Here is a 26831-nt window from a genome sequence, read left to right on the forward strand (position 1 = left end):
CGCCAAGGCGAGCAAGGCCGCTCTCAAGGCGCTCTCCGGCGTCACCATCGATCCCCGCGCGGGCGAGAACACCCTGGATGGCGTGGTGCGCGAAATGCTCCGCCCGATGCTCAAGGAATGGCTCGACGCCAACCTACCCGATCTGGTCGAGCGCGTCGTCGCGCGCGAAGTGGCGCGGATTATCGGTCGGTAAAGGCCCGCATTTCGAACAAAGCTGCGCTTGATCGCGCCCTAGGCGTAACGCATCACAGATCGTCGCGACGAAATGGAAAAGAGGGGATTCCCCCCGCTTTTTCGATCGCAGCCTTCACGTCCGCGCGCGCCTTCAATTGGGTGAGGACTTTGTCCGCGGGCGGTTCGGGCACGTTCGCGGCGTTGGGAAGAAAGTCGGCCAGATGTTCGAGCGCGCCGGCGCGCTCGTCCGGATCGTTCAAATCGCGGATGAAGTGCGCGGCGGCCGCGTCGAGATCGCCGACGCACAGGCTGAGCGCGACTGCGTTGCCGGGGCCGTCCCTTTCGTGGACCGTAACATAAGCGATGTCCTTGGCGGCATCCTGTTTGTGCCCGGCCAGCCAGGCAGCACAGCCATGGGCATAGTGAAACACCATCTCGCCATAGGGGCTGCGTTCGCCCGGTTTATCGGGCGCGGCCGCCAGCGTGACCAGAGCATCCTCGTAATGGCCGAACCGCATCTGCTCCAGCGCGGAGTCCAGCACCTGGCTGACGTTGCGCTGGCCGAATTCTCCGCTGCCTATGCCCGCGCGATAGCTTTCGATGGCATGGTCATAATCGCCCAGCGCGACATAGGTTGTGGCCAGACCTTCCCACCACGAGCCCTGTTGATAATCGCGATCGCTGAAGCCGTTCGGCGTGCCGATGCGCGGGCGCACCTTTTCGAGCACGGCCAGCGCATCCTGGTAACGGCCCAGCCGGCGCAGATCGCCGGCCACCCGGGTCACGCCTTCCAGGATGTCGGGGTGCTGCGAAAGCGTGATCTGATCCTCGACCAATTGCCGCTCGGCCGCGAGCTGGAGATTGACCTTGGGGTCTTGCAGCGCGCGCAGGTCGGGATCGGTGCTGACCTCCACCAGCCCCGAGAAGGTCTGGATGCCGTTGATCAGGTTCACCGCGGCAGCCTTGTCGTTCGCGTCGTATAGCTGGCGCGCGTAGGCCAGGCGCAGATCCTCCACCTCCGCGAACGGTGCAATCGGCTGGTAGGCGTCGTTCAATATCTTGAGCATGCGGAAATCGGTGTCCCGGTCGCCCGCATTCTTCATCAGCGCGTGGAGTGCGTCGAACAGGCGGATCGGTGTCGCGTTCAGGGCTGCCCGGTGCGATTGCGCCATCAGCGTGATGGTCGTCAGCGCCGCATCATAATGCTTGCTGTTATATTCGGAACCGAGGCGCATGCGCCAGACGTAGATCGAACTCGGTTCGCTCGCAGTTGCCCGCATCGCGTCGCGATACATTTTGGCCATGTCCTTGGCTCGGTATTCGCAGTCGACGATGACGTTGTTCAGCTCCATCAGCGCATCGCCGGATGGCGGGTTGGAGCGATCGTCGAGCGTGTGTCGCGCCATCGATAAGGCAGCGCTATAGTCGCCCCGGTCATAGGTCTGGCGGATCGTGCGAAGCGCCTCGTCGAGCGGCGCGCCTGGAGCGGCCATCGCCGGCGCACAGGCCGCCCAGGCCAGAAATGCAGCCGCTACCCCGAAAGCACCGCCGATCTTCATGATTTTCCCCGATTCCCCTGCGGGAAGGCTATTCTGCCGCGCGGTGCAAGGGAAGCGGGCCGAATGCGAAATTCGTGGCCCCGCTTGCCAGCGCGTACGGGCTTGCTAGTCCATGTCGCCATGAAAAAGCTTCTGGCTGCGGCGCTTGCCGCCACCCTCGCCACGACCGCGCTCGCGCGGCCTTTCACTCCTCAGGACATGGTTTCATTGAGCCGCGTCGGCGCGCCGGTCGCGTCGCCCGACGGGCGATGGCTGGTGTGGGACCAGCGCGAGACCGATCTCGCCGCCAACAAGGGCCGGCACGATCTGTGGCGGCTCGATCTGAAGACCAAAGGCGCGTCGCCCGAGAAATTCGCCTCGACCGACGCCGAGGAAAGCGATCCCGCCTTCGGCCCCGACGGCAGCCTCTATTTCCTGTCCGACCGCCATAATGACGTCAGCGCGGTGTGGCGCGTAGCAATGGCGGGCGGCCCCGCGACGCAGGTCACGGGCGATTACGATCTGTCCGGCTTCAAGATCTCGCCCAAGGGTGATGCGATCCTCGTGTGGGCCGACCGGCCGGTCGGCGCCGCCTCGCTCGACGTGAAGCAGCCCGACAAGCCCAAGGATGCCGGCAGCGGCCGCACCTTCGATCAGCTTTTCATTCGCCATTGGGATACGTGGGAAGACGGCCAGCGCTCGCAATTGTTCGTGCTCCCGCTCGCAGCCGGCAAGGCGACGGGCGCAGGCCACGCGATCGAAGGCGCGCTGGTCGGCGATACGCCGTCCAAGCCGATGGGCGACGGCAGCGAACTCGCCTGGAGTCCCGACGGCAAGACGGTCTATTTCGCGTTGCGCGAGGCGGGCCGGACCGAGCCGCTCTCGGTCAATCTCGATATCTTCGCGGCACCCGCCGACGGCTCGACGCCGCCCACCAACCTGACCGCCGACATGAAGGGCATGGATACCACGCCCGCCGTGTCGCCCGACGGACGCTGGCTCGCCTGGACGTCGATGAAGCGTCCCGGTTACGAAGCCGACCGCCAGGTGCTGTGGGTCCGCGATCTCCATTCGGGTCAGGCCCATGCGGTCACCGACAAATGGGATCGTTCGGTCGGCGCGCTCGAATGGGCGCCGGATTCGGCCAGCCTCTACGTCACCGCCGAGGATACGCTCGACGTGCCCCTGTTCCGGGTCGATCTCGCCGACGGCAAGGTCCATCGCCTGACCGGGGCGGGCCATGTCGCCGCGTTCGACGTGCTGCCCAAGGGCGGCCTGGTCTATGCGCTCGACAGCCTGACCGCGCCCGCCGATCTCTGGGCGTGGGCGCCCAACGGCAAGGTCACGCGCCTCACCAGCGTCAACGCGTCGAAACTGGCGGGCGTCGATCTGCCGACCGTCACGCGCTACAATTTCAAGGGCGCGAACGGCGATACCGTGTGGGGCTTCGCGATGCGCCCGGCGCAGCTCGCGCCCGGCGCCAAGGCCCCCGTCGCCTTCCTCGTCCATGGCGGGCCGCAGGGCACGTTCAACGATAGCTGGTCCTATCGCTGGAATCCGATGGCGTGGGCCGGTCATGGCTATGCCGTGGTGTCGGTCGATTTCCACGGCAGCACCGGTTACGGCCAGGCTTTCACCGACGGCATCAACCAGAATTGGGGCGGCTGGCCGCTGACAGACCTGAAAGATGGTCTCAAGGCTGCGACCGAACGCTTTGATTTCCTTGCCAGCGACAATGTCTGCGCCGCCGGCGGTTCCTATGGCGGCTATATGATGAACTGGATCGAGGGCACCTGGCCCGATCACTTCAAATGCATCGTTCAGCATGACGGCGTGTTCGACGCACGCGCCATGGCCTACGAAACCGAAGAGCTCTGGTTCGACGAATGGGAGCATGGCGGCCATCCTTATTATGAGGATCCGCAGGCGTTCGAAAAATGGAACCCGGTCAACCTGGTCGACAAGTGGAAGACGCCGCAGCTGGTGATCACCAGCGAGAAGGATTTCCGCATTCCCTATACGCAGGGGATCGCCGCCTTCACCGCGCTCCAGCGGCGCAACATCCCGTCGAAGCTGCTCGTCTTCCCCGACGAGAATCACTGGGTGTTGAAGCCGAAGAACAGCCTGCAATGGTATCAGAACGTGTTCGGCTGGATGGATCAGTGGACGGGCAACAAGGCCGACTGAGCCACAAGCTCGACCGCCCGATCTGGAGCGCGCTCACTACGCGCCAGGCGGACATCGCCGAACGGGCAGGGGCGGCGGTGCGGCTTCGGCCCGATATCGGCGTGTTCGCCGCCGCGGCCGACGCCTCGGTGGACAGCCGGTTTGCGCTCACGGGTTTGCGCTGCGGCCCCGAAGGCCTCTGGTTTCTCGAGGTCGACGGAGTCGCGCCGCCGCCCGGGCTGGTTGTCCACCACAATGCCGCCTGCGTGCAGATGATCGCCGACCGCATCGAGGCGCGGGAGCCGGCGTTCGAAGTCGAGACGCTGGGCGATGCGGATGCGCCCGCGATGTTCGCGCTCGCCCGGCTGACCGAGCCCGGCCCGTTCTTCGAACACACAAATCGCATGGGCAATTTCATCGGCGTGAAGCAGGACGGCAGGCTGATCGCGATGGCTGGCGAGCGGTTGCGGCCGGAGGGTTTCACCGAGGTGAGCGGCGTCTGCACCCACCCGGACCATCGCGGCAAGGGCTATGCCGGCGGTCTGATGCGGATCGTCGCGTCACGGATCGTTGCGCGGGGCGAGACGCCGTTCCTGCACAGCTATGCCGACAATGCGGGCGCGATCGCGCTCTACGAGGCTTTGGGTTTCAGATTACGGTCGGCGATGACGCTGACCGTGCTGGTCGCGCCTGCCTGACGCGGGTGACGCGCGCTATCCGAAACCGTGCGAATATGCTGTAGTTCGGCGATGACGGGGGAGGCAGCCAGCGCGGACAAGCGGCGATGCGTCTTCCTGAGCTATGCGCGCGGGGACCGGAAGCGGGTCGAGCCGATCGCGCAGGCGTTACGCGACGCCGGGATCGACCTCTGGTGGGATGCCCTGATCGAAGGCGGCGAGGCGTTCGCGCGCAAGATCGAGGAGCGGCTCGCGATCGCCGATGCCGTCGTCGCGATATGGTCGCGCGCATCGGTGGAGTCCGATTGGGTTCGCGATGAGGCCGGTCAGGGCCGGGATTCGCACAAATTGGTGCCGATCTCGCTCGACGGCACCGAGCCGCCGCTCGGCTTCCGCCAATATCATGCGATCGACCTTTCGGCCTGGCGGGGCGACGCGGCCGCGCCCGAATTCGTCGCCCTGCTGCGCGCGATTGCCGCGCCGGGCGAGCGGACGACTTCGTCGGCCTCCGATCGGCGGCCGAAAAGCGGTGCATCGCGCCGGTGGATACTGGCGTTCGGCGGCGTTTCGCTGGCCGCCGTGCTGGCGACCGGCGGAATAATCTGGCGCACCGGCCTGTTGGGGCGCTCGCGCGCGACCGCGAACAGCGTGGCGGTGATCCCATTCGAGACGCTCGGCGATGCATCTCAGGCCTATTTCTCCGAAGGGCTGGCGGAAGAGATCAGGGCGACGCTGGCGCGCGACGATGCGCTGCAGGTGGCCGCACCAACATCTTCTAATAAATTTAGAGGCTTATCTGAAGATGCTCGGATCATTGCCGAGAAGTTGGGCGTGGCCTTTCTGCTCGAGGGCAGCGTGCAGCGCGCGGCGGACATGGTGCGGGTTACCGCCGAGCTTATCGACGCAACGACCGGTCTCAGCCGCTGGTCGCAGACGTTCGACCGCAAATTGAGCGACGTGTTCGCGGTCCAGAGCGAGATTGCCTCCACCGTGGCGGACGACCTTGCCTCGCGCGTCGGCACGCGCCCGAAAACGTCAGGCGGCACCGACAATGTCGCGGCATACGAAGCCTTCCTGCACGGCCGCACCCTGTTCAGCGCGGACAAGGATGAAAGCACCGATCGCGGCGCTTTGGCGCAATATGATGCGGCGGTGACGCTCGATCCCGATTATGCCGCCGCCTTCGCCGCGCGCTCGCGCGTCAAGGCGGCGATCGCCAGCACCTATGCCAAGCCGGACGAATTGCGCACGCTCTACGATGCCGCGATCGCTGACGCACAGCGCGCGGTCGCGATCGCGCCCGATCTGCCGCAGGCGCAGCTCGCGCTCGCTTATGCCCTCTATACCGGCAGGCTCGACGTCGAAGGCGCGCGGGCGCCTTATGACCGGGCCTATGCGCTGGGCGGCGGCGACGCGGATACGGCGGTTTCCTACGCCTTCTACTGCTCGCGCACCGGCCGATCCGCCCGGGCGATCGAGGCGGTCGAGCGCGCGACGCGGCTCGATCGGCTCAATCCGCGCGCCTTCCGCGCCGCCGCCTCGGTCCAGATCGCGGCGCGTCATTATGAGGCGGCCGTGCAGGCGGCGGAGGAGGGGCTGCGGCTCGATCCGACGCTGGGCTATGCGAATGGTTATAAGGGGGTCGCATTGTTTTTGCTCGGGCGGCTGGCCGAAGCACGCGCGGCTTTCCTAACCGAGCCGCGCGACATGGGGAAGCTGCCGGGCCTCGCGATCGTCGAGCGGAAGCTCGGCAATGCCGCGGCGGCCGAAGCGGCGATGCGCACGCTGGTCGACACGCTCGGCGACAGCGCGATCTACCAGCAGGCCGAAGTGCTGGCGCAATGGGGCCAGATCGACCGCGCCTTCGCCGCGCTCCAGCGCGCCGAGACGGTCGGCGACGCCGGCCTGATGTGGAGCGCGACCGATCCCTTGCTCGATCCGTTGCGGACCGATCCCCGTTTCCAGCCTTTGCTCCGGCGCCTGCATCTGGCATGACGTTGCGACGCCGTTACGATGGGGGCAGACTATGATTTCGCGCAAGACCGGTTTGGTGATCTTTGGTTCGGCCCTGCTGCTAGCGGCATGCCACAAGACCGAAACCACCACCGACACCAACGTCACCGAGAGCAGCAATGCGGCGGTGGTCGAGGATCTCGGCAATGTCGACAATGTCAGCGACGCCGCCAACGCCACGGACGCGATCGACAATGGCGATCGCGGCAACACCGATACGCGCGGCAAGCCGGCGGCCAGCACGGCGAAATAAGGACTAGCGCAGGCTGTTGACGGTCTGCGGCGCCTTCATCGCGCGGGCGATCCAGTCGAGATAGTCGGTGACCCGGGTGTAGAGCCCGGGTTTCCCCGTCTGCGCGCATCCGTCACCCCAGCTGACGATCCCGATCAGCGTGTGCGTGGTAAAAGGCATTTCATCGGGTTTAGAACGCACATCGCTGTCCAGCACGAGCGGACCGCCGCTGTCGCCCGTGCACGTATCCTTCCCCGGGCGTGACGCGCAGATCGTGCTCGCATGGACGCGGGCGGCATAGCCGCGCGCGGTGCGGCAAATGTCCGACGGCACCAGGTCGAGATCGACCTCGATCAGCACCACCGACGGATGCCCGTCCGGGCCGGGCTGCGTATTCCCCCAGCCGAACGCGGACACATATTGGGTCTCCTCAACCGTTCCGCGCGGATCCCGACGGTTCGTCACGCGGCCGCTGATATAGCGATGATCGTCATAGCTGGGCGATTCCAGCAGCGGAAAATCGTCGGGATCCGCGCCGTGCAGCGCGAGCGGCTTGATCGGGCCTGCCTTCGACAAATCGGTTTTCGCGTCCGCCGCGAGGTGGATCAGCGCGATATCGTTGGCGGAGATCCGGTCGTTGAAGTCCGCGTGACGGATCAGGTGATCGATCCGGAAGGATGCGCCGGGGCTGGTCGACAGATCGGTGGCGCCGAGCCGCACGCGATAGCCTTTGTCGACCAGATCCTGCGTGATGCAATGCGCCGCGGTCAGTACCCATCGCTCGGCGATCAGCGTGCCGCCGCAGCGGTGCCGGCGGTCCCATTCGGGCTGGACCGCAAGCTCGGCGGGCGTGAAATCGTTGTAGGTCGTCGAATAGATTTCGGCCTGAAAGGGCGCGTGGCCCAAATGGACCGCCTTACCGCCCACCGCCTGGCCCGGGCAGAGCGGCCCATCGCAAGGCGGCAGCAGGTTGGTATTCGGGATCGGGATGTGCACTTCGCCCTTCTGCGCCCAGGCGGGGCCGGCGACCGCCGCGAGGCTCAGCCCGGCGAGGATGGCCTCAATGCGGCGCATCGACCGCCGCTTTGACCGCGGCCGCCTGGTTCAGCGCCTCGTTGAGCAAGGCGGCGGTCGACTGGGTCGGGTCGGCCTCGCTCGTGATCGATACGCCGCATTGCGAATGCATCCGGATATTGCCCTTGCGCGGGAAGCGCACGAACTCGACCCAGCGCGGATCGGCGACCTTGCCCTTCCAGTCATAGCGGGTGATCGTTGGCGGGCCCTCGTCGCTGGGCGGGCCGTCGCCGGCAAAGCGTATCTCAAGCGACCGGCAGGACGCGTAATAGAGGCCGTGCACATGGCGCGTACCCAGCCCAGCCAGAAAGTCCGCGACCGGGATCGCGCTGGGCGGCACCGGGCCCCAAAGCGCCTGGAACCATCCCTTGGGGCCCTGGTGCCCGGCCGCCGCCCCAATGCCGAGCGCGCCGGGCTGGGGCAGATCGCAGGCTTCCCGGGGGAAGTGTTCGCAGCTCGGGATCGGCTGGTCTTCCGGCTTGATCTCGCTGGCGCTGGCACCGACCAGCAGCGGCAGCACGGTCTTGGCCGCATTTCCGATCGTCTGGATCAGCGTCAGTCTCTGGTCCTCAACCGCGACGCCCGCACTCTCGATCAGATCGCTATTCTCGACCTTCGCCAGGCTGATCGTGGTCTTGGTCCAGGCGGAATCGTCGCGCAGGATCATCAGCCGGTGTGTTGCCTCCTCCGCGCGGGTGTCGGTGACGACCAGATCGTTGACCGGCGGCTTGCCCTCCGCCGCGCTGTTGTGGAGCGCGATGTGGACGTCGTTCTTCTGCAGGTAGAAACTGTCGATCAGATGCGGCGATGCCGTGGCGACAGCGGCAGGGCTGGTCGCTTCGACGTAGCGCACCGAAGGGTCGGCCGCGCAGCCGGCCAGCGTGATCGAGCAGAAAAAGATGAGGCCCCGGCGCATCGCTCCCCCCGGAAGCAGTTACGGCCGAGATACGATACCCTCGGCGGCGCAGCGTCAAGGGCCGAAGGCGCTAATCCAGCCTTTGCAGCCCATCCCGGATATTTCCGATCAGGCTCTCCAGCGGCGATGCGGCGGGCGGCGGCTTGAGCGTGGTCAGGCATAGCGAAACCGGGGGCAGGGGATCGGCCAGACCGAGCGCGGCGAGTGACCGCGCCGCAAGCTCGTCCGCCACTGCATAATCCGGCAGCACGCCGATCGCGTCGCTTTTGAGCACACCGCGTTTCACCCCGTCAACGCTGCCCGCCGATTCCAGTTTCGGCGGGCGCGCACCGCTGCCGACCCAGGCTTTCACCAGATCGCTGAAGGCGCCGTCATGATCGGTGAGCAGGCACGTCCGCCCCTCCAGGTCGCGGCGCTGCACGACGCGGCCGGCGAGCGGATGATCCGGTGCGGCCACCAGCCGCAGCCGCGCCGGCCAATAGTCTTCGGCCAGATCCCGATCGCGGGGCCGTCCGGCCGCTTCGATCGTCAGCGCGGCATCGAGATCCGACCGGCCGACGCGCTTCCTCAAATCCTCGCACAGCCCGATCGAAATACGCACGTCGACCTGCGGCCACAGCAGCCGGAAGTCGCTCAACGGGCCGGGCAGCAGGAACGAGCTGATCGATTCGACCGTGCCGAACCGGATCGTCGCCCGGCGCGCGCTGGCGGCGAGCGCGGTTTCCGAAACCGAAATCAGCGCCTGTGCGTGCGGCAGCAAGGCTTCGGCGGCGGCGGTGAGCGTCGCCTCGCGACCGGCCCGGCGCAAAGTAACCGGCGCGCCGAGCAGCCGCTCCAGCGACAGCAACGTCTCCGAAACCGTCGATTGGGCGACGCCGAGCGCGCGCGCCGCGGCGCCGACGCCACCTTGCTCGTGCACCGCGACCAGCACGCGGCAGTGACGAACTTCCAAATCCCTCGTCATGGCCATCCCATCGGTTTTTCCGATGCCTTCATCGGCGTTTTGGCTGCCCGCATCATCGGGGTCAACCTCCCGGTGGGACCAAGGAGCACCACGCTTGACCGACTTCCGCCACAACGCCGCCTTGCTCGTGATCGACATGCAGCTCGGCTTCGACGATCCGGCCTGGGGACCGCGCAACAATCCGCAGGCCGAATTCAACGTCGCGGCGCTGATCGCGGCGTGCCGCGCGGTCGGGACGCTCGTCGTCCATGTCCATCATGACTCGCCCGACCCCGCGGGGCATTTCCGGCGCGGCATGCCCGGCCGCGCGGCCAAGCCCGAGGCCCGGCCGCAGCCGTGCGAGTGGGTCTATCGCAAGACCGTCAACAGCGCCTTCATCGGCACCAGTCTCGACGCCGATCTGCACGCGCTCGGCATTTCGACGCTGGCGATTGTCGGGCTCACCACCAATCACTGCGTTTCGACCACCGCCCGCATGGCGGGCAACCTCGGTTACGAGACCTTCGTCGTGGCGGATGCGACTGCTGCATTCGATCGCGCCAATCTCGACGGGACGATCCGTCCCGCCGCCGATGTCCACAGCAACGCGCTCAGCGATCTGCAGGGCGAGTTTGCCCGGATCGTCGATACAAGGTGGCTGATCGCCGCGCTTGCAGGGGCCGGGGGCGAGGCCGTGACGGCACGGCACGCCGATCATGTTTAGGGTTCGCGGCCCGCTGATAGCGCTCTGTGCAATGCTGGCTGCCGCGCCGGTTTTGGGCGGCGCGCCGGGTGTTGACCCGTCGATCCGGCCCGCCGACGATTTCTATGGCTATGCCAACCATGCCTGGCTCGAAAGCGTGACGCTGCCCGACGGCGCGTCCAGCATCGACACCTCGTCCATGCTGCGAGCCGCCAATGCGCAGCGGGTGAGGGATTTGATCGCGGATGCGGTCGTGCTAGCCCAGGCGCCTCCCGTGTCGCCTGACACGCGCAAGATCGGCGATTATTATCTCAGCCGGCTCGATCTGGCCGGTATCGACGCCAAGGGCCTGTCGCCGCTGTCCGGCGACCTTGCCGCCATCGCCGCGATCGGGGACCGCAAGGCACTCGCCGCCTGGCTCGGCCGCACGCTCCGCCTCGACGACGGTACCAACCAGCAGACCGAAAGCCTGTGGGGCGTGTGGATCCATCAGGGCTTCCACGATCCCGATCATTATGCCGCCCATTTCGTGCAGGGCGGGCTGGGGCTGGCCCAGGACGATTATCTCGGTTCGACGGCCGACACCGCCGCGCACCGGGCGCTCTATCGCGCGCATGTCGCCAATCTCCTGAGGCTCAGCGGCCTCGACCAGCCGGAAATCCGCGCCGCGCGCGTGCTCGATCTGGAGATCGCCATCGCCCGGACGCACGCGTCGCGCGCGGATACCGACGATGTCTTCAAGACCGACAACGATTGGCGCGCCGCCGACTTCGCCGCCAGGGCGCCGGGCATCGATTGGGCCGCTTATTTCGCGGCGGCCGGGCTCGATCCCGCGACCCGTTTCGTCGTCTGGCAGCCGCAGGGCGTGATCGGCGGCGCCAGCCTCGTCGCCACCCAGCCGCTCGACGCCTGGAAGGATTACCTCAGCTTCCACCTGATCGACCATTATGCCGCCGTCCTGCCGCAGGCGGTGCGCGACGAACGCCGCGCCTTCGACGCGCACCTCGCGGGCGCGCCGATGCCGCCAGCGCCTGATCCCCAACCGCAGGCGCTGGCGGCAACCCAGGCGGCGTTCGGCGACGCGATCGGCCGGCTCTATGTCGACCATTATTTCCCGCCGCGCGCCAAGGCCGCCGCCGAGGATATGGTCGCGAATATCCGCACCGCCTTCCGCGCCCGCATCGCCGGCCTGACCTGGATGGCGCCCGAGACGAAGGCGAAGGCGCTGGCCAAGCTGGCGGCGCTCCGGGTCGGGCTCGGCTATCCCGAAAGCTGGGTCGATTATTCGCAGCTAGCCGTCGTGCGCGGCGACGCGTTCGGCAATCTCCAGCGCGCCGAGACCTTCGCCTACCACCGCGAAACGGCCAAGCTCAGCCGCCGCGTCGATCCCGACGAATGGGCCGGCGGCCTCTATCCGCAGGCGGTAGGGGCGGTGCTCAACATCAGCCCCAACACGATGGATTTCGCGGCGGGCCTGCTCCAGCCGCCTTATTTCGATCCGGCGGGCGACGCGGCCTCCAATTACGGCTCCGCCGGCGCCGGCATCGCCCACGAGATCAGCCACAGCTTCGACGAGGTCGCCAATCTCTACGACGCGCAGGGACGGCTGGGCCTGTGGTGGAGCAAGGACGATCTGGCGCACTATCAGGCCGCCACCGCGCCGCTCGCCGCGCAACTCGATACGTGTTGCCCGGGCCCCGACGCCTGCGCCCACGGCAAACAGATAGTGGGCGAAAGCAGCGCCGATCTCGCCGGCTTATTGGTGGCCCACGACGCCTATCTGCTGTCGCTGCATGGTAAACGCGACGTCGTCAAAAATGGCCTGACCGGCGAACAGCGCTTCTTCATCGCCTTCGCGCAACGCTGGCGCCGCCTGCAGACCGACGCGGCCCTCCAGCGACAGATCGCAACCGACACCCACGCCCCGCCTGTATGCCGTGCCGATCTGGTCCGGAATGTCGAGGCATGGGCCCGCGTGTTCGGCGTCAGGCCCGGTGACAAACTCTACCTCAAGCCCGAGGCGCGCTTTCGGGTCTGGTGAACGGCGTCGGTTCCGGCCCCTCACGCAGGAACAAGGCGCACCATTGCTCGGCGATATCCATCCAGTCGCGAAAGCCCTGATAGGTGGCGGCGAAGCGCCGGAAGCGGCTCACCGCCGTGCCCGAGGCCATCGAATAAGCGCGGCAATCGCGGCAATCGATATTGGGGCTGCAGCATTTGCTGTCGCTGGTGGTGAGGTCGGTGCGCACATGGCGGAAATAGGGCGCGCGCCGCGTCTCGCAGTCGGTCGCCCAGCCGGTTTCGGGGTCGATCTGGTAGAGGCTGTCCGGATTGGTGACCCACTGATTGTAAGCCGGCGCATAGATCACCGTATCGGGGAAGGCGGCGGCGACTTCGCCCAAAGTCGCGCGGATCTCGGCCAGCATCGCCGCGTCGGGCGCGAGATGCGCCGCCGCGCTGCTGATCCGGAAATAGTCGCCGTCGGCGGTCACGCCCGCCGCCAATTTGTCGCGATATTGCTCGGTCGGGCTGAAGATGCTGAACGACAGCTTGGCGCCCGTCGCCGCGCAGCGCTCGGCCGCGCCCCACACGCCGCCCAGATTCTGCGCATTGACCGTGTAGATGAAGATCGCGCGCGGATCCTTCCCGTACAGCCGGAACGCCTTGTCATAGGAACTGCCGCCGCGCAGCCGCACCGTATCCTCGACATTGCCCCACAGGGACACATGCAGCCGATAGGGCAAAGCGGGATCGATCGCGATCGTGCCGTTGGTGAACACCACGCCGCGCTTGATATGGCGCGCCGCGATGTGCAGCCGCTCGGGGCGCAGCGCCGGCTCCGCGCCCGCGAGATAGGCAAAATTGACGCCGCGCGCCGCCTCGGACGCGAAGAAGGCATCCCATTGCGCATCGTCCTTGTCGTCGAGATGCGCCAGATAATCGCTGCCCTCGAAGAACAGGCAGCCTTCGCAGGTCAGGTTGCAGGTGCGCGAGATATCGTAATTGCTGCCGGCGATGCCGAACGCAATGCGCCGGAAGCGCCGATAGCGGGTGCGCAGTTCCGGATCGCGCGCGAACCACGCGCCAAGCGTGGCCGCCCCAACCTCCGCATTACGCTCTAAAACTGACACCCCCGACATCGCCCGTAAATGCCTGAGCGGAAAGGCCGCGACAAGCGAAAGCAGGGTAAAGGCTCGTTTCGGCAACGAAATATTACCACGAAATCAAGGTTAACGTCGAGCGGCGACTTGTTAGGAAGTTACAATCCGGGTAAGCATTGATGGATTCGTTCGGGCTGTGGGACTGCTCGGGCGTTTGGGGGGTATCACCGTGATTCAGTACAAGCATGTGCTCAAGCCGACGATCCTGTTCGCCGCCGGCTCGTTCGCCACCGCCGCGCAGGCGACCCATTTCGAGCTCGACTACACGGCGACCGACGGCGGCACCGCGATCGCGCTCGGCGTGCCGATCGAAGACGCGCAGTTCACTTTCACGTCGAGCATGGGAGACTTTGGAAATGGCCCCAAGTCGCTGACCACGCTTGCCGCGAACGGTGACGCCGGAATCTTGGGCGAAGGTGGCTCGCCGTACACGCCGGACAGCAGCTCTCCCTACCAGGCATCGGTAAAGCCCTTGGGCCCGTTTGGGGTGGGCGACGGCTATTACGGCATTCATTTCACGATCGGCGACGAGACCGAATACGGTTATTTCACCGTCGATGGTGGCGGCACCCATGTCAGCGCGGTCGATTACGGCGCGGCCGTGGTCGCGCCGCCGCCCGCCGTGCCGGAACCGGCCATCTGGGCGGAAATGATCCTCGGCTTCGGCATGGCCGGCGCCGCCCTGCGCCGCCGTCAGTCGGCGCTGTCCGCCACCGCATAACGGAACAGACCGTCGGTCCGGATATGATCGGCCCCGCTCCGCGCGGCGAGGCCGATCGTGTCGCGCACGTCGTCGCGGCAATCGAACCCGATCCGGGTGCAGCCCGCCGCGATCGTCGCGCGGGTGAAGCCTTCCAGCAGCAGCGCATTGGCCCAGCCCTTGCGCCAGCCCGGCGCCACCACGTTGCAGACGATATGCGCGGCATCCGCGCCGGTGCGCCGGCTGAGCAACGCGCCCGCGAGCGCGCCATCGACCATCAGCACGCGCGATCCCAGCCGGTCGATCGGCGCTTCGGCGGGATCGGCGATCATCGCCCGGCCCAGCATCTGCGCCATCCGCAGCGGGCCGGATCGGAATTCCTGCGCCACCAGCAGCCCGATTTCGTCGACCGGCGCGTCGTCGAGTGCCGCCACCCGCGCGCCGTCCGGAATCCGCCCGCGCGATCGCAGCCGATCGACCGTGGGCGCGATCTGACGCTGGAAGTCGCGCGCATCCGCTTCGAAGAACAATTGGCGGCGCTCGGCGATGAAGCCGCAGGCGCGTGCGAACGCCGCCGCCTCGCTATCGTCCGCGATCGACCGGCCCGCCCAGACCGAACCGAGCGCGCCGATCGCCTCTGCCTTCAGCGCCGCCATCAAAGCCCGGCCGATGCCCTGCCGCCGCCGATCCGGCAGCACGTGTACCCATGCGGGCAGGCCGGCGGGCTCGCCCCAGCTCTGCCACAACAACCCGCCTGCGCCGGCGAGCGTGCCGTCGGCATCGCGCGCGGTGAAGATAATCGCCTCGGGCGCCGCCAGCATCGGCAGCAAGGCGAAGCAGGCGGGCAGGGCCGCTTCTTCGGCACGGGCGATCGTGAAATCGGGCATAAGGCCGGGCTAGCATGACCGCGCTATCGGGCAAAACCATCATACTTGGCCTTGCCGGGATCGACTGGCCGGGCATGGCCGAGCGCGTCGCCGCCGGCCGATTGCCCGCGATCGCCCGCCTGATCGCGCGTGGCACCGCCGGGCGGATGCTCGCGTCCGCCGCCCCGGATGGCCCCGCCGCTTGGGCCACGCTCGCCACCGGCCTTCCCGCCGAGACGCACGGCATCATCCTGCCCGAAGAACCATGGGCAGGCGGGCAGCGTCCCATCGGCCGCTTTGCCTGGAGGGCCGATCCGGTCTGGTTGCGGTTGGCCGATGCCGGGATCGCCACCGCGAGCGTCGGCTGGCCCGTGACCGCGCCCGGTAGTGCCTGGCCCGGCGTCCATATCGATGCGCGCTTCGCGACCGCCGGCGGCAAGGTGCCGCAGGACTGGCTACTGCCGCCGGGCGTCGCACCGGACGATTGGCGCGAACGGCTGCGCGATCTGCGCATGCATCCGCTCGACGTCACCGGCACGATGCTGGCGCCGTTCGTCCCCGCTTTGATGACGATCGATCAGGCGCGCGAGCATCGCCTCGTCGATCTGGCGCTGATGATCGCCCGTCTCAGCAGCGGCCATGCCGCCGCGATGGCGCTGCTGCAGGACGCGCCGTGGCAGGCCCTGTTCGTCCACCATCGCTGGATCGAGGAAGTGCAGGCGCGCTTCGCGCACGCCGCGCCGCCGTTCGACGGCGTGGTCGATGCGGCCTGGACCCTGCTCGACGCGCTCGTCGGCGCGACCGTGGCGGCCTTGCCAGACGACGCTACGATCCTGCTCGTGTCTCCGGGCAGCCTCGGCCGGGCGGGCCTGCTGGCGGCTGCCGGCCCCGGGATCGCGGCCGGACAGCAGTTGCGCGGCGCTGCGGCGCGCGATCTCGCGCCGACCCTGTTCGCCCGTTTCGGCCTCGCCGATCCAGCCTTGCCCGGTCGCGCACTCCTCGCGCACGCCGCGCCGCTTCGCTTGCTGGATCCGGCCCGCCCTCCGGCAGAGGCATCTGCGCCGGATGCCGCCGATCTCGCCCGCGTCGCCGCCTTCGGCCACGCCCCGCCGCGCGTACCGCCCGCCTGGCAAGCGCGCAGGCTCGCCGCCGAGGCGGAGATGCTGCTGACCCGCGACCCGGCCGCCGCCGGCCGCCGCGCCGAAGCCGCGCTGGCGCTCGATCCCAATCTGATCTCCGCGCTCGGCGCCCGCGCGGCAGCCCACGTCGCCGCCGAGGAAGCCGAACCCTTGCCCGCTTTGGCCGATCGCATCGCGGCGGCGGCGCCCGGCCATTTGTGGGAAGCCCTGATCCGCGTCGGCTATCATGCCCTGCGCGGCGAGGCGGGGTTGGCCCAGCCTTATCTCAAGCGGGTCGAAGCCGATGGCGGCCCCGAGGACCTGCTCCGCGCCGGCGCGGCCTGGATGATGCTCAAGCGCCCGGCTGACGCCGCTCGTGTATTTGAAGCCGCGCTGGCCTCACAGCCGGATAATGTGTCGGCCCTGCTCGGCTTGGCGATGGCGCGAATGCACCGCCCGCTGCTGGCGGAGACGCCTTTGCGCCGCGTGCTCGACCTCGATCCTGGGCAAGCGGTTGCGCGAGATGCGCTCGCCGATCTGCTGCGCCGGACCGGCCGTGGCGGCGAGGCTATCGTGATCGGACGGGATTGAGCAGGACCGGAAGGGCCGATCAGCCAATCGTCACGAAGCTGTCCAGCACCCGCTTGCGCCCGGCATGCTCGAAATCGATCTCCAGCTTGTTGCCCTCGATCTCCGCGATCAGCCCGTACCCAAATTTCGAATGAAACACGCGCTGGCCCAACGCGATGTCGCTCCTTGGCTTGGCCGCGAATGACGCCGCGCTGGATTTAACCTCCGCCAATCGCGTCGGGCTCATGTCGAGCGGTTTGCCGACCGCGCGTTGCCAGCCGGGTCCGCGGGTCGCGGCGCGGGCGACGTGGGCGAAGGGGTCGGCCTGCTCGCTCCATTGCGCGCGCCACAGGCTTTCGCCGCCGGTCATCGTCGTCTCGCTGTCGATATGCTCGGCCGGCAATTCGTTGACGAAGCGCGAGGGGATGGACGAGGTCCACTGGCCATAGATGCGCCGGTTGGCGGCGTGCATGATATAGGCCCGCCGCCGCGCGCGCGTGATCGCGACGTATGCAAGGCGGCGTTCCTCCTCAAGGCTGGCGGTGCCGCCTTCGTCCAGCGAACGCTGCGACGGGAATACGCCTTCCTCCCAGCCCGCCAGGAACACCGTGTCATATTCCAGCCCCTTGGCGGCGTGGATCGTCATGATCGTCACCTTCGCCTCGTCGGCATTGGCGTCATTGTCCATGACGAGGCTGACATGTTCGAGGAACGCGCCGAGCGTCTCATATTCCTCCATCGCGCGCGCCAGCTCGGTCAGATTCTCGAGCCGGCCGGTCGCCTCGGCGGAACGTTCGGCCTGGAGCATCGCGGTATAGCCGCTCTCGTCGAGGATGATCCGCGCGAGCTCGGCATGCGGCAATTCGTCGAGCTTGGCGCGCCAGCGCGCGATATTGCCGATCAGGTTGCCGAGCGCGCGCCGCGCCTGTGGGGTCAGCTCGTCCGTATCGAGGATGCGCGCGCCGGCATGCGTCAGCGGCAGGCCCTCCGCGCGCGCCAGTTGGTGGAGCTTGGCGACCGCCTTGTCGCCGATGCCGCGCTTGGGCGTGTTGACGATCCGCTCGAACGCGAGGTCGTCGGCGGGCTGTGCGATCACACGCAGATAGGCGAGCGCGTCGCGGATCTCGGCGCGCTCGTAGAAGCGGAAGCCGCCGACGATGCGATAAAGCAGGCCGATCGAGACGAAGCGGTCCTCGAACTCACGCGTCTGGAACTGCGCGCGCACCAGGATCGCGACCTTGTCGAGCGTGGTGCCGGCGCGCTGCCCGCTCTCGATCTCCTCGCCGACGCGGCGCGCTTCCTCCGGCCCGTCCCACACGCCGATCACGCGCACCTTCTCGCCGGTCGGCTCCTCGGTCCACAAGGTCTTGCCGAGCCGCCCGCCATTATGCGCGATCACGCCCGAGGCGGCGGCGAGGATGTGCGGGGTCGAGCGGTAATTCTGTTCGAGCTTGATTACCTTCGCGCCGGGGAAATCGCGCTCGAAGCGCAGGATGTTGGCGACCTCCGCCCCGCGCCACGAATAGATCGACTGGTCGTCGTCGCCGACGCAGCAGATATTCTTGCGCTCCTGCGCGAGCAGCCGCAGCCACAGATACTGGCTGGCATTGGTGTCCTGATATTCGTCGACGAGGATGTAGCGGAAGCGCTGCTGATATTGCTCCAGCACGTCGCGATGCTTTTTCAGGATCACGAGCATGTGCAGCAGCAGGTCGCCGAAGTCGCACGCGTTCACCGCCTTCAGCCGTGCCTGATAGGCGGCGTACAATTCCTGGCCGCGCCCGTTGGCGAAGGCCTCGCTCTCGCCCGCATCGACCTCGGCCGGCGTCCAGCCGCGATTCTTCCAGCGGTCGATCAGCCCGGCGAGCGCGCGCGGCGTCCAGCGTTTCTCGTCGAGGTCGGCCGCCTGGATCAGTTGCTTGAGCAGCCGCAACTGATCGTCGGTGTCGAGGATCGTGAAATTGCTCTGCAGCCCGACCAGCTCGGCATGACGGCGCAGCATCTTGGCCGCGATCGAATGGAAGGTGCCGAGCCACGGCATGCCGTCGATCGCGCCGTCGGTGATGCGCTCGACCCGCGCGCGCATTTCGCGCGCTGCCTTGTTGGTGAAGGTCACCGCCAATATCTCGCTCGGCCAGGCGCGCCGCGTCGCGATCAGGTGCGCGAGCCGCGCGGTCAGGGCCGCGGTCTTGCCCGTGCCCGCGCCCGCCAGCACCAGCACCGGCCCATCGGTGGTCAGCACCGCCTCGCGCTGCGGCGCGTTCAGCCCGCGCAGATAGGCCGGGTCATTGGGGGAGGGGGCGGGAAGACTCACCGGTGAACAGGTAGGGAACAAGGGGCCGGGGGGCAACCACCGGCGGGATCGGGAAATCACCTTTGATTGCGACCACATTGTCCCGGCTGCGGAACTTTATGGCGTCATCGCCGTAACAACCTCGCCGGCCCCCGCCGGGAGAGTGGGGGAAGCGGACAATGGTCCGTCTAGCAAGGAGATCACCCGATGAAAGCCACCTTCCTGATTGCCGCGTCGCTGATCGCGTCCGCCGCTATCGCTCAGGCCACGCCCGACACGACCACGCCGCCGCCGGCTCCCACCGATATGAGCGCCACGCCCGCGCCGGCGCCCGCTCCGGCGGATACGGCCGCGCCGATCACCAATCCGAGCCCGCCGGCCTCGACCGTCGCGCCGCCGCCGCCGGATACGACCAACTATCCGCCTTGCTCGCGCACCGTGCACGATCGCTGCGTCCAGACGCACGAACTGGCGCGCAAGCACCGCTAATCAGGCCGATCGGCGGGCGCGTGGTTGACCGCCGCCGCCCGCCGCGCCAATCCTCGTTTCCGTTAAAGGGAGAGGGGATATGGCGGGAGCGGCAACGCCCTCGACACGGCGCGTGCTGGCGGCGAGCCTGATCGGCACGAGCATCGAATTCTACGATTTCTACGTCTACACCACCGCTGCGGCTCTGGTGTTCGGCGCCTTGTTCTTCCCCCAGACCTCGCCCGCCGCCCAGCAATTGGCGGCGTTCGCGACGATCGGCGTCGCCTTTGTCGCGCGCCCGCTCGGCTCGATCTTCTTCGGCCATTTCGGCGACCGCATCGGGCGCAAATCGACGTTGGTCGCGTCGCTGCTGACGATGGGCATCTCCACCATGCTCGTCGCGATCCTGCCGACCTATGTTCAGGCGGGCTGGATCGCGGCGCTCTTCCTGTGCGTGCTGCGCTTCGGCCAAGGCTTCGGCCTCGGCGGCGAATGGGGCGGGGCGGCCTTGCTCGCGGTGGAAAATGCGCCGCCCGGCAAGCGCGCGCGCTTCGGCATGTTCCCCCAATTGGGCGCGCCGGTCGGCTTCATCGCCGCCAACGGCCTGTTCCTGATCCTCGGCGCGGTGCTGACGCCCGCCCAGTTCCACGACTGGGGCTGGCGCATCCCCTTCGCTTTGTCGGCTTTGCTGGTGATCGTCGGCCTGTGGATCCGGCTGCGGCTCGCCGAAACCCCCGAATTCGCCGCCGCGCTGGCCAAGGCGCCGCCGCCCGCCGTCCCGTTGGGCGAACTGGTGTCGCGCCACCTCGGCCCGCTCGTCGCGGGCACGGTCGGCGCGATCGCCTGCTTCGCGCTTTATTATGTCTCGACCGCCTTCATGCTCAGCTACGGCACCAAGACATTGGGCTACAGCATGAAAGCCTTCCTCGGCGTCCAGCTCGGCGCGATCCTGTTCATGGCCGCCGGCATCTATGTCTCCGCCTGGCTGGCGGATCGCCATTATGACGAACGGCGCGTGCTGATGGCGGGCTGCGTCGGCACGATCTTCGCCGGGCTGCTGATGGCGCCGATGATGACGTCCGGTTCGCTGTTCGAGGTGTTCCTGTTCCTCGCTCTGTCGCTGGCCTTGATGGGCTTCGTCTACGGCCCGCTCGGCGGATGGCTGCCCAGCCTGTTCCCGGCGCGCGTGCGCTACACCGGCGTATCGATGGCGTTCAATGTCGCGGGCGTGCTCGGCGGCGGGCTCACGCCTTTGGTCGCGCAGAAGCTGGTCACCGCCGGCGGGCTGCTGTGGGTCGGCCTGTATTGCGGCGGCGCGGCCCTGATCAGTCTGGTTGCTCTGGCATTAGTCGGGAGAGCACGGTCAGCTTAGCGATCCCGTAGCTGCGCTCGACTTCGATCGCCCAGCCATCGGCGGACACGCTCTCGTCATGGTGCGTTTCGACCGCCGCCCAGGCGGAGGGTTGCGCCCAGCCGAGCCGCGTCAGTTTCTCGATCAGCGCGCCCGCACCGCCCGTGCCATAAGGCGGATCGAACATCAGCAGATCGAACGCGCGCCGCGACGGCCCCAATGACGACACCGCGACCGGCATCACGTCGGCCTTGGCCTCCAGCATCGCGATATTGGCCTTGAGCGCCTTCAGCGCCTCGCGATCCTGATCGACGAAGACGCAATAATCCGCGCCGCGCGACATCGCTTCCAGCCCGAGCGCGCCAGTGCCGGCGAAGATATCCGCCACCGTCAGCCCCTCGAACGATCCGATCCGGCTGACCAGCATCGAGAACAAAGCCTCGCGGGTGCGGTCGCCGGTCGGGCGCGTGGTCGCGCCGGGCGGGGCATGCAGCACGCGGCCGCCCCATTTGCCGGAAATCAGCCGCATCGTGTCAGCTCTTGCCCTTGGTCTTGACCGGCGGCGCCCCTGTGCGCCGACGCGGACGCCCGCGCCGCCCGCCCGGCAACTCGGAAGGTCCGGCGTTGGGGCGCGGTGCCGATGGCGCGCGCTTCTCGATCAGCCGCGACCCTGCATTGGGCTTCTTCAGCGTGTTGCGGAACGCGACCAGATCGTGCTGGCGCACCTCGCCGACTTCGCCCGGCGGCAGATCGTCGAGAATGAACGGGCCGTAGGCGGTGCGGATCAGGCGGTTCACCTGCAGCCCCAGATATTCGAGCACGCGCCGCACCTCGCGATTCTTGCCTTCGCGCAGCCGCATCTCGATCCACACATTGGTGCCCGTGCGCCGTTCGAGATTGGCGTCGATCGAACCGTAGCGCACGCCCTCGATCTCGACCCCCTCGATCAGATCCTCGAGCTGTGTCTGGCTGACCGCGCCATAGGCCCGCGCGCGATAGGCGCGTTCGACGCCCGTGGCGGGCAGCTCAAGCTCGCGCTTCAACTCGCCGTCGGTGGTGAGCAGCAACAGCCCCTCGGTGTTGAGATCGAGCCGGCCGACCGGCACCACCCGCGGCAGATCGCGCGGCAATTTGTCGTAGATCGTCGGGCGGCCCTTGGGATCGCGCTCGGTCGTCAGCAGCCCCGCGGGCTTGTGATAGAGGAACAACCGCGCCGGGGCAGGGGCGCTGACCGGCTTGCCGTCGACCGTGACGCCATGGAGCGAGGTGACGATCGTCGCGGGCGTTTCGATCGCGACGCCGTCGATCGCGATCCGCCGCGCCTCGATCATCCGCTCGATCTCGCGCCGCGACGCGACGCCCGCGCGGGCGAGCAATTTGGCTATTCGCTGGGGTTCGCGCCCGCTGGTGCGGGGCGGCTGTTCGGGGTCTGGTTTTTGCGACACATCGCGTTTTTAGACTCATACGGCGCAACTTGCCCACAAAAAGCTTGTCAGCCTGCCGTTCTATCGATTCTGAGTGGTTGTGGATAAGTCGATGGGTGGGACGGCGTGACGGTACGAAAAGGGCGTATATTCACGATCTTGGCGGGGGCCGCGCTGCTAACGGCGCCGCTCCAGGCGCAATTCGCGCTTTCCTATGACGGGCAATTCCAGCCCGATCCCGCACACCAGCCGACGCTCGCCGAGCAATTGGGCGCGATCGCCAACACCGAAAATGGCCGTCTGGGCATCGCCGCGACCGATCTCGATACGGGCGAAACCATCACTTATGCCGGGCGCGATCCCTTCCCGATGGCGAGCACGGTCAAGATCGCGATCGCGGGCGCCTATCTGGCGGGCGTCGACAGCGGCCGCTTCAATCTCGACCAGCTCTATCGTTACGGCCGCCGCTCGACCGTGACCGCCAACCAGTTGCTCCAGCAGATGCTGATCCGCAGCGACAATGCGGCCGCCGACATTTTGCTGCGCGCGGTCGGCGGGACCGAGGCGGTCAATGCCTGGCTGACGCGCGCGGGCATTCGCGGCCAGCGCATGGACCGCACCATCGCCAAGCTCGTCTATGACGATCGCGGCCGCCCAGGGCATTATCTGCCCACCAATCTGCCGCGCACGCCGCTCGAGGTCGCGCAATCCGCGACCTTCAACGACGATGGCGAGATGAACCCGGCCTTCGTCGGCGATGCGCGCGATACGTCGACACCGTCGGCGATGGTCCAGCTGCTCGCGCGCCTGCACAAGGGCGCACTGCTGAGCGCGGACAGCACCCAATATCTGTTCGACGTGATGGCGCGCTGCGTCACCGGCCGCAGCCGGATCAAGGGTATGCTCCCCGCCGGAACGCCGGTCGCGCACAAGACCGGCACGCTCGCGGGCGTGTCCGACGATGTCGGCATCGTCACCTTGCCCAACGGCCATCATCTCGCGGTCGCGGTGTTCGCGCGCGGCATGCGCTCCGAATGGGAACGCGACAGCCGCATCGCCCAGCTCGCGCGCGTGCTCTACGACGGCTTCGGCACGCTCGAATCCACCTCGATGGGCCGCACCATCGCGCGCTAGACGGCGACCGCCGGCTTGCTCGGTTCCAGCGCGCCTTCCCATTTCGCGACCAAAGTCGACGCCACCGCATTGCCGACCACGTTGGTGCCCGTGCGCCCCATATCGAGGAACTGGTCGACCGCGAGGATCAGCAGCAGCCCGGCTTCGGGAATATGGAAGGTGGCGAGCGTGGAGGAGATCACCACCAGGCTCGCGCGCGGCACGCTGGCGATGCCCTTCGACGTCACCATCAGCAGCAACATCATCGTGATCTGCTGGGTGAAGGAGAGGTGGATGCCATAGGCCTGTGCGATGAACATCGTCGCGAAGCTGCAATACATCATCGAGCCGTCGAGGTTGAACGAGTAGCCGAGCGGCAGCACGAAGCCGGCGATGCGTGGCGGCACGCCGAAATCCTCCAGCGATTCCAAAGTGCGCGGGAAGGCGGCTTCGGACGACGCGGTCGAGAAAGCGATCAGGAAGGGTGCGCGAATGAAGCGGAACAGGTCCTTGGCGCGTCCCGTGCCGACCGCGACCACCGCCACCGTGAACAACAGGCCCCACAGGCAGAGCAGGGCGAGATAGAAGCCACCCATGAAGTAACCGAAGGTGACGAGGATCCCGAGCCCTTCCTTGGTCACCGCGCTCGTGACGGCGGCGAACACCGCGATCGGCGCGACGCGCATCACATAATCGGTGATCTTGAGCATCAGTTGGGCCAGCGAATCCATCGCGCGCACGATCGGCGCGGCCTTCTCGCCGATCGCGGTCGCGGCGACGCCCGCGAAGCTCGCGAACACCACGATCTGCAGGATCGCGTTCTTGCCCAATGCGTCGAAGATCGAGCTCGGCACCAGATCGAGGATGAAATCCTTGAACACGAAATGCGCCTGCGCGACGCCGTTGGCTTCGTTCGCGGGCGGCAGGGGCAAATCGAGGCCGACGCCCGGACGGATGATGTTCACGAACAGCAATCCGAGCGCGATCGAGACGAATCCGGCGAGGATGAACCAGCCGATCGTGCGCACGCCCATGCGCCCCAACGCGGATCTGTCACCCATATGCGCGATGCCGCTCATCAGCGTCGCGAAGACGAGCGGCGCGATGATCATTTTTATCAGCTTGAGGAACAGGCCGGTGAGGATCGAAAGCGCGTCGGTGATCGTTGCGGTGGCGGACGGATCGGTAATAGTCCGGTTGAGGATGAAGCCGACGATGATTCCCAGAATCATCGCCAACAGAATGTAGAAGGTTATGCGTTTAGCCACGTGACGGCCTCTCTCCCGGGAGGCGAAGTGGTCGGGGTAAAGGGACGGGCCGTCAAGCCCACCCCAGCGAGGTCAGAGGCGGATGTTGTTCGGTAAGCGTGCACGGACGCTCAAGCGCATCCTCATCGTCGAGGATGAGCCGCTGGTCGCGTTCGACAACGAACATTTCCTGCGCGACGCGGGCTACGAGATCGTCGCCACGGTCGATAGCGTGCCCGACGCGGTCCACGCGATCGACGACGACGTCCACCTCATTCTGGCCGACGTCAATCTGTCCGATGGCGGCCGGGGCCAGGATGTCGCGCGCGCCGCCAAGGAGAAAGGCGTTCCGTTGATCTTCGTCACCGGCGGCTGCCCGGATGGGCTGAAGGGCTCGGCGGTCGGCCTCCTCGCCAAGCCCTATAGCCAGCGCGACCTGCTCGCCGCGATCGAAACGGTCGACGCCAAGCTCTCCGGGCGCGTGTGCAAGCGCATTCCCAAAAGCTTCACCTTGTTCGGCGAATAGGTAGCGCTATCATCGCGCCAACTCCCGGGAATCACTGGGGTGCGGGAGAGCGATGATGGAGCATAACCGGCGCGAATTCGTGGGTCTGGCGGGCACGCTTGCCGCCGCGGCGGCGACCGCCGGCAAGGCTGCCGCCGCACCCGACGCAAGCCCCGTCCGCCACTACGATCCGCAGGCCTGGCATCAGCGCATGAAGCGCATCGTCCACGTCAATTTCAACGAACGCGACGCCGAGCATTTCGATGCGCAGGCGTGGGGCGGCTATCTCGCCGACTGCAAGGCGCAGGTGACGTACCTCAGCGGCACCAATGTGGTCGCTTTCTATCCGACCAAATTGCCCGATCTGCCGGTCAGCGCCTGGCTCAACGGGCGCGACATCTTCGGCGAATGCGTCGCGGCGGCGAAGAAAGCGGGCGTGCGCGTGATGGCGCGGCTCAGCATCGATATCGCCAAGAGCCAGCTGGCCGAAAAGCATCCCGACTGGTTCTGTCGCAACGAAGACGGCTCGCTCGTGCGGCGGTCTCTGGTCGGCGCGCCCGACGATCCCTCGGCTTCGTCGGAGTTCGCACCGACTTGTCAGTTCAGCCCTTATTATACGGATTTCGTTCCGAAACTGTTCGACGAGTTGTTGGGCCGATATCCGATCGACGGTGTCTACACCAATGGCTGGCCGGGCGTGGATGCGGTCGTCTGCTATTGCGCCAGCTGCAAGAAAATCGGCGATCCGCACAGTCAGGCCTATCGCGATGCCTATCAGAAACGCGCGGTCGAGCTGTGGAACAGCTACGCCTCGCTCTGCGCGCGGCACGATCCCAAATCGATCTTCTCGGGCAATCTCGGCGGCGGCTTCAAGGGCGGCAATCTCGACCTGACCGAACTCACCCAAAACGCGCCCTGGTTTCAGGCCGACAACCAGGGCCGTGGCCGCGTCGGCGAGCCTGCCTGGGATTCGAGCCAGCAGACGCGCATCGCCAAGGCAATCATCGGCGACCGCCCCGTCACCAACATCACCGCCGCCTACGAGATTGCGGGCGACATCCGCTATCGCAACGTCACCGGCAACCCGGTCGAGGTGCGCTCGCGCATCTTCCAGACGATCGCCGCTGGCGGAACCGTCCATTATCACTGGCTCGGCTTCTATCAGGGCTTCGTCGAGGACCGCCGCTGGCAGCAGGTCGGCCGCGACATCCTGCCGTGGATGGCCACGAACGACCGCCATTTCCACAATCTCCGCTCGATCGCGAACGTGGCACTGGTCGTGTCGCAGCGTTCCAACCGGCGCTACAACGCGCCGCCGGGTACCGACGCGCTCGATCCCGTGCAGGGCATGTATCAGCTACTGAGCGAGGCGCGGATCCCGTTCGACGTGATCCTCGAACGCGATCTCAAGCCCGAGACGCTGGAACGCTACAAGGTGCTCGTGCTGGCGAACGTCGCGCTGATGAGCGACGTGCAGGCGGCGGCGGTGCGGGCGTTCGCCACGAGCGGCGGCTCCTTGCTCGCGACCTTCGAGACCGGGCTTTACGACGAGGATGGCCAATCGCGCGCAGACTTCGCG

The 26831-nt window shown here is 67.1% G+C and carries 24 protein-coding genes; 14 read left to right on the top strand and 10 right to left on the bottom strand.

Annotated features, from left to right (window positions below; translation table 11 throughout):
• Nucleotides 1–193, top strand: a 193-nt coding sequence (locus tag VK533_RS01225) for a DUF2497 domain-containing protein (RefSeq protein ID WP_324374227.1), incomplete at its 5' end; no start/stop codon positions are given.
• Between the two features lie 52 nt (nucleotides 194–245).
• On the opposite strand, the gene VK533_RS01230 is transcribed toward VK533_RS01225, so the two are convergent.
• The gene (locus tag VK533_RS01230) at nucleotides 246–1733 is read right to left on the bottom strand and encodes a hypothetical protein (RefSeq protein WP_324374229.1); all 1488 of its coding nucleotides are present in this window, start codon (nucleotides 1731–1733) and stop codon (nucleotides 246–248) included.
• 120 nt (nucleotides 1734–1853) lie between these two features.
• Here VK533_RS01230 and VK533_RS01235 point away from each other — a divergent pair, with 120 nt between their 5' ends.
• Genes VK533_RS01235 through VK533_RS01250 form a run of 4 tightly spaced genes read left to right on the top strand, consistent with a single transcriptional unit; the run spans nucleotide 1854 to nucleotide 6821 of the window.
• Nucleotides 1854–3899 carry a S9 family peptidase gene (locus tag VK533_RS01235; protein WP_324374231.1) on the top strand — a complete coding sequence of 682 codons (2046 nt, stop codon included), beginning with the start codon at nucleotides 1854–1856 and terminating at the stop codon, nucleotides 3897–3899.
• The gene (locus tag VK533_RS01240) at nucleotides 3875–4576 is read left to right on the top strand and encodes a GNAT family N-acetyltransferase (RefSeq protein WP_324374233.1); all 702 of its coding nucleotides are present in this window, start codon (nucleotides 3875–3877) and stop codon (nucleotides 4574–4576) included. Before VK533_RS01235 ends, VK533_RS01240 begins: the two co-directional genes overlap by 25 nt.
• A 51-nt stretch (nucleotides 4577–4627) precedes the next feature.
• Nucleotides 4628–6550, top strand: a complete 1923-nt coding sequence (locus VK533_RS01245; RefSeq protein WP_324374235.1) for a TIR domain-containing protein — start codon at nucleotides 4628–4630, stop codon at nucleotides 6548–6550.
• Nucleotides 6551–6581: 31 nt separating this feature from the next.
• On the top strand, nucleotides 6582–6821 hold the full coding sequence (locus VK533_RS01250; RefSeq protein ID WP_324374236.1) for a hypothetical protein: 240 nt from the start codon (nucleotides 6582–6584) through the stop codon (nucleotides 6819–6821).
• Nucleotides 6822–6824: 3 nt separating this feature from the next.
• On the opposite strand, the gene VK533_RS01255 is transcribed toward VK533_RS01250, so the two are convergent.
• The 3 genes from VK533_RS01255 to VK533_RS01265 form a co-directional block, all read right to left on the bottom strand.
• On the bottom strand, nucleotides 6825–7874 hold the full coding sequence (locus tag VK533_RS01255; protein WP_324374238.1) for a serine protease: 1050 nt from the start codon (nucleotides 7872–7874) through the stop codon (nucleotides 6825–6827).
• Nucleotides 7861–8790 (bottom strand): hypothetical protein, encoded by a 930-nt coding sequence (locus VK533_RS01260; protein WP_324374240.1) that lies wholly within the window; start codon nucleotides 8788–8790, stop codon nucleotides 7861–7863. Before VK533_RS01260 ends, VK533_RS01255 begins: the two co-directional genes overlap by 14 nt.
• 70 nt (nucleotides 8791–8860) lie before the next feature.
• On the bottom strand, nucleotides 8861–9754 hold the full coding sequence (locus VK533_RS01265) for a LysR family transcriptional regulator (protein WP_324374242.1): 894 nt from the start codon (nucleotides 9752–9754) through the stop codon (nucleotides 8861–8863).
• A gap of 94 nt (nucleotides 9755–9848) precedes the next feature.
• On the opposite strand from VK533_RS01265, the gene VK533_RS01270 reads away from it, so the two are divergent.
• Entirely contained in the window at nucleotides 9849–10457 is a 609-nt protein-coding gene (locus VK533_RS01270) for a cysteine hydrolase family protein (RefSeq protein ID WP_324374244.1), read from the top strand.
• Nucleotides 10458–10488: 31 nt separating this feature from the next.
• Nucleotides 10489–12477 (top strand): M13 family metallopeptidase, encoded by a 1989-nt coding sequence (locus VK533_RS01275; protein WP_324374246.1) that lies wholly within the window; start codon nucleotides 10489–10491, stop codon nucleotides 12475–12477.
• Here the strand turns inward: VK533_RS01275 and VK533_RS01280 are convergent.
• Nucleotides 12446–13567: a hypothetical protein gene (locus VK533_RS01280; RefSeq protein ID WP_324374248.1), complete on the bottom strand. Its 1122-nt coding sequence runs from the start codon at nucleotides 13565–13567 to the stop codon at nucleotides 12446–12448. The genes VK533_RS01275 and VK533_RS01280 overlap by 32 nt on opposite strands.
• Nucleotides 13568–13733: 166 nt before the next feature.
• On the opposite strand from VK533_RS01280, the gene VK533_RS01285 reads away from it, so the two are divergent.
• Complete coding sequence (locus VK533_RS01285) at nucleotides 13734–14318, top strand: PEPxxWA-CTERM sorting domain-containing protein (RefSeq protein ID WP_324374249.1); 585 nt, start codon at nucleotides 13734–13736, stop codon at nucleotides 14316–14318.
• Here VK533_RS01285 and VK533_RS01290 read toward each other — a convergent pair.
• Nucleotides 14291–15184, bottom strand: a complete 894-nt coding sequence (locus tag VK533_RS01290) for a GNAT family N-acetyltransferase (RefSeq protein ID WP_324374251.1) — start codon at nucleotides 15182–15184, stop codon at nucleotides 14291–14293. The two genes, VK533_RS01285 and VK533_RS01290, sit on opposite strands and share 28 nt — an antisense overlap.
• Nucleotides 15185–15198: 14 nt before the next feature.
• On the opposite strand from VK533_RS01290, the gene VK533_RS01295 reads away from it, so the two are divergent.
• Complete coding sequence (locus tag VK533_RS01295) at nucleotides 15199–16872, top strand: alkaline phosphatase family protein (protein ID WP_324374253.1); 1674 nt, start codon at nucleotides 15199–15201, stop codon at nucleotides 16870–16872.
• A 19-nt stretch (nucleotides 16873–16891) separates the two neighbouring features.
• On the opposite strand, the gene VK533_RS01300 is transcribed toward VK533_RS01295, so the two are convergent.
• The gene (locus VK533_RS01300; RefSeq protein ID WP_324374255.1) at nucleotides 16892–19165 is read right to left on the bottom strand and encodes an ATP-dependent helicase; all 2274 of its coding nucleotides are present in this window, start codon (nucleotides 19163–19165) and stop codon (nucleotides 16892–16894) included.
• Nucleotides 19166–19351: 186 nt separating this feature from the next.
• Between VK533_RS01300 and VK533_RS01305 the strand changes: the two genes are divergently transcribed.
• A complete protein-coding gene (locus tag VK533_RS01305) occupies nucleotides 19352–19633 on the top strand; it encodes a hypothetical protein (RefSeq protein ID WP_324374257.1) in 282 nt (93 codons plus the stop codon).
• A gap of 79 nt (nucleotides 19634–19712) precedes the next feature.
• Nucleotides 19713–20984 (top strand): MFS transporter, encoded by a 1272-nt coding sequence (locus VK533_RS01310; RefSeq protein ID WP_324374259.1) that lies wholly within the window; start codon nucleotides 19713–19715, stop codon nucleotides 20982–20984.
• Here the strand turns inward: VK533_RS01310 and rsmD are convergent.
• Together rsmD and VK533_RS01320 are read right to left on the bottom strand one after the other, a co-directional pair.
• Nucleotides 20938–21492, bottom strand: a complete 555-nt coding sequence (gene rsmD, locus VK533_RS01315) for a 16S rRNA (guanine(966)-N(2))-methyltransferase RsmD (protein WP_324374261.1) — start codon at nucleotides 21490–21492, stop codon at nucleotides 20938–20940. The genes VK533_RS01310 and rsmD overlap by 47 nt on opposite strands.
• Before the next feature lie 4 nt (nucleotides 21493–21496).
• On the bottom strand, nucleotides 21497–22408 hold the full coding sequence (locus VK533_RS01320) for a pseudouridine synthase (protein ID WP_324374263.1): 912 nt from the start codon (nucleotides 22406–22408) through the stop codon (nucleotides 21497–21499).
• A gap of 138 nt (nucleotides 22409–22546) precedes the next feature.
• Between VK533_RS01320 and VK533_RS01325 the strand changes: the two genes are divergently transcribed.
• Complete coding sequence (locus tag VK533_RS01325) at nucleotides 22547–23521, top strand: serine hydrolase (RefSeq protein WP_324374265.1); 975 nt, start codon at nucleotides 22547–22549, stop codon at nucleotides 23519–23521.
• On the opposite strand, the gene VK533_RS01330 is transcribed toward VK533_RS01325, so the two are convergent.
• Entirely contained in the window at nucleotides 23518–24768 is a 1251-nt protein-coding gene (locus VK533_RS01330) for a dicarboxylate/amino acid:cation symporter (RefSeq protein WP_324374267.1), read from the bottom strand. The two genes, VK533_RS01325 and VK533_RS01330, sit on opposite strands and share 4 nt — an antisense overlap.
• A gap of 82 nt (nucleotides 24769–24850) precedes the next feature.
• Here VK533_RS01330 and VK533_RS01335 point away from each other — a divergent pair, with 82 nt between their 5' ends.
• Together VK533_RS01335 and VK533_RS01340 are read left to right on the top strand one after the other, a co-directional pair.
• Nucleotides 24851–25273, top strand: coding sequence for a response regulator (locus tag VK533_RS01335; RefSeq protein ID WP_324374269.1), 423 nt, complete (start codon nucleotides 24851–24853; stop codon nucleotides 25271–25273).
• Between the two features lie 52 nt (nucleotides 25274–25325).
• The coding region (locus tag VK533_RS01340) for an alpha-amylase family protein (protein WP_324374270.1) at nucleotides 25326–26831 on the top strand (1506 nt) is incomplete at its 3' end.

The organism is Sphingomonas sp. (assembly GCF_035317925.1).
GTDB lineage: Bacteria > Pseudomonadota > Alphaproteobacteria > Sphingomonadales > Sphingomonadaceae > Sphingomonas_I.